This window comes from Actinomadura geliboluensis, from assembly GCF_005889745.1.
Classification (GTDB): Bacteria; Actinomycetota; Actinomycetes; order Streptosporangiales; family Streptosporangiaceae; genus Spirillospora; species Spirillospora geliboluensis.
Genome location: NZ_VCKZ01000655.1, coordinates 1 through 2,846 on the forward strand (window position 1 = coordinate 1; position 2,846 = coordinate 2,846).

Annotated in this window: 2 protein-coding genes; one reads left to right on the plus strand and one right to left on the minus strand. The window is 75.7% G+C overall.

The window, feature by feature from the left end:
• Nucleotides 1–200: 200 nt before the first annotated feature.
• Nucleotides 201–1,817 (minus strand): benzoate-CoA ligase family protein, encoded by a 1,617-nt coding sequence (locus tag ETD96_RS43100; RefSeq protein WP_138642243.1) that lies wholly within the window; start codon nucleotides 1,815–1,817, stop codon nucleotides 201–203.
• A 182-nt stretch (nucleotides 1,818–1,999) separates the two neighbouring features.
• On the opposite strand from ETD96_RS43100, the gene ETD96_RS43105 reads away from it, so the two are divergent.
• On the plus strand, nucleotides 2,000–2,846 hold an 847-nt coding region (locus tag ETD96_RS43105), incomplete at its 3' end, for a PaaX family transcriptional regulator (RefSeq protein WP_138642244.1).

Below are 2,846 nucleotides of genomic sequence, written 5' to 3' on the forward strand. Positions count from 1 at the left end.
CTCGTCTCCCCCCGGGCCCCCAGGCCCTCGCGATCCCCGGCGCGCGGCGCCGGGCACTGACTCGGCGACGCGCCTCCCCTTGCGGAGCGGCGCGTCCAGGAGTTCGACGGGCGAACCGGCCGGCGCGGCGCGCGGGCGGCGTGTCCGCTTCCGGCCGCGAACCGACCGGACAGCTGGTCGGGGCAGGCCCCGGGCCGGGGCTAGTCGGCGGCGAGCAGGGCGGCGGCCAGGTCCCGGACGGCGAAGCGGCGGAGCTTGCCGGTGGGGGTGGTCGGCAGCTTGTCCACGACCAGCACCTCGCGGGGGCGCTTGAACGAGGCGAGCCCGGCCCGGCAGAAGGCGATCAGCTCCGCCGGCTCGGCGACGGCCCCCTCCTTGAGGACGACCGCGGCGACCGGCTTGTCCAGGCCGTCGGCGTCCGGCAGCCCGACGACCGCGGCCATCGCCACCGCCGGGTGCTCCAGCAGCCGCGCCTCGACCTCGGCGGGCGACACCCAGATCCCGCCGGCCTTGAGCATGTCGCCGGTCCGGCCGAGGCAGGTGTAGTAGCCGTCCTCGTCCACCACGTAGGTGTCGCCGGTGCGCAGCCACTCCCCCTGGAACACCTTGCGGGTGGTGTCGGTGCGGCACCAGTAGCCCGTCGCGATCGACTCGCCCTTCACCAGCAGCGAACCGGGCGTGCCCGGCCGCACGTCGGCCCCGTCGTCGTCCACGACCCGCAGCTCGTACCCGGGGACGGCGGTGCCCGTCGTGCCCGGCCGCACCCGCCCCGGGCGGTTCGACAGGAAGATGTGCAGGCACTCCGTCGAGCCGATCCCGTCGATGATCTCCACCCCGTACCGGGCGGTGAAGCGGCGGCACAGCTCGGCGGGCAGCGGCTCGCCCGCCGACACCGCCAGCCGCACGGACGCGAACGCCTCCACCGGCACGTCCGCGTTCAGGATCGCGGCGTAGAAGGTCGGGACGGCGAAGAACAGCGTCGGGCGGTACTCGGCCAGCCGCTCCGCGACGGACGCGGGCGTCGGCCGGTCGGGATCCAGGATCGCGGTGGCGCCGACCGCGAGCGGGAAGAACAGCGAGTTGCCGATCCCGTAGGCGAAGAACAGCTTGGCGACCGAGTAGCAGCGGTCCTCGGGCGTGATGCCGAGGACCTGGCGGCCGTAGGTCTCCACGACGTGCCGGATGTTGGCGTGCCGGTGCATCGCGCCTTTCGGCTTGCCGGTCGTCCCGGACGTGTAGAGCCACAGTGCACTGGAGTCGTCCGAGGTCACGTAGGGGGTCGCGTCGGGCTCGGGCGGTTCGCCGCCGCGCTCGCGGCCGTCCCGGACCAGCGCGTCGAAGGGGGTCACCCGCACGCCGGGCGGCGCCTGGAGCGCGGCGCCGCCCTCCACCGCCACGTGCCGCACGCCCGGCGCCAGCGCGAGCGCCGCCTCCGCCGTCACCGCGAACGCGTCGCTGACCAGCAGCACCCTGGCCCGCGCGTCGTTGAGCAGCGCGGCCAGCTCGCCGCCCGTCAGCATCGTCGACACCGGCACCGGGACGGCGCCGAGCCGCATCGCGCCGAGGATCGCGGCGGCCATGAGCGGCCCGTCCGCCATGAACAGCACCACGCGCTCCTCGCCGCGCAGCCCCCGGCTCGCCAGCCCGGCCGCGACGTGCCCGGCGAGCTCCGCCAGTTCCGCGTAGGCGAGGTCGCCCCCGGGCCCGGTGAGCGCCGTCCGGCCGGCGGTGTCGGCCCGTCCGGCCGCCTGGAGGAGGTAGTCGGATGCGTTGAACGTGTCGGACGCGGCCGGTGCGGTCGCCGTTTCAGCGGTCATCGGGGTCTCCAGTCGCCGGGAACCGTGGCACTTATGCTCTACATGGATGAAACGCCAGTCAATAGACTTGTGGAATGAGGCTCGGGTCGCGCGGACCGCGCACGAGGCGCGCGGCGGTGGCGCGATACTGGACAGCGTTCCATGGACCGCCGCGCCCCTGAAGGGCTCAGAAGGAGAAGCACATGGCCCGATCCGGCGGGGACGCGGCGCCGCCCCGGCCCGAGTTCCGGCGCCGGCGCGAGCTGGGCGCGGCGAGTGCCCGGTCGCTGCTGCTGACCGTGCTCGGCGAGTTCGTCCTGCCCGGCGGCGAAGCGGTCTGGACGGCGACGTTCCTGCGCGCGCTCGGGCTGCTCGGCGTGGAGGAGAAGGCCGTCCGGCAGGCGCTCGCGCGCAGCGCCGCCGAGGGCTGGCTCGCCGGGGAGCGGCGCGGCCGCCGCACCGCCTGGCGGCTCACCCCGGCCGGCGAGCGGCTGCTGACCGACGGCACCGAGCGGATCTACGGGTTCGGCGGCCCGGTCGGCCCGTGGGACGGGCGGTGGCTGCTGGTCCTCGCGACCGTCCCGGAGACCAGCCGCAGGCTCCGGCACCTGCTGCGCACCCGGCTCGCCTGGAGCGGGCTCGGCAACCTGTCCCCCGGCGTGTGGGTGAGCCCGCACCCCGGCCGCGAGCCCGAGGTGCGCGGCGTCCTCGCCGAGATCGGCGTCGCCGACACCTCCACGCTGTTCACCGGCGGCCTCGGCGACCTGGCCGAGGCGCGCCGCGTGGCCCGCCAGGCGTGGGACCTCGACGAGATCGAGCTCGCCTACGAGGACTTCCTCGACGCCGTCCGCGCGCTGCGCCCCGCCGACGAGCCGGGCACGTTCGCCGCGCACACGAGGCTCGTCCAGGAGTGGCGCCGGTTCCCGTTCCTCGACCCGGCCCTCCCGGCGGAGCTGCTGCCGGACGACTGGAGCGGCTCGCAGGCGTTCGCGCTGTTCCACGAGCGCCACGACGCCTGGCGTCCCGCCGCCGACGGGCAGTGGAAGGCGA

What these genes read in the sequence shown, in the direction of transcription:
- ETD96_RS43100 (WP_138642243.1), bottom strand. Translation starts at nt 1,817, where the DNA reads ATGACCGCTGAAACGGCGACCGCACCGGCCGCGTCCGACACGTTCAAC.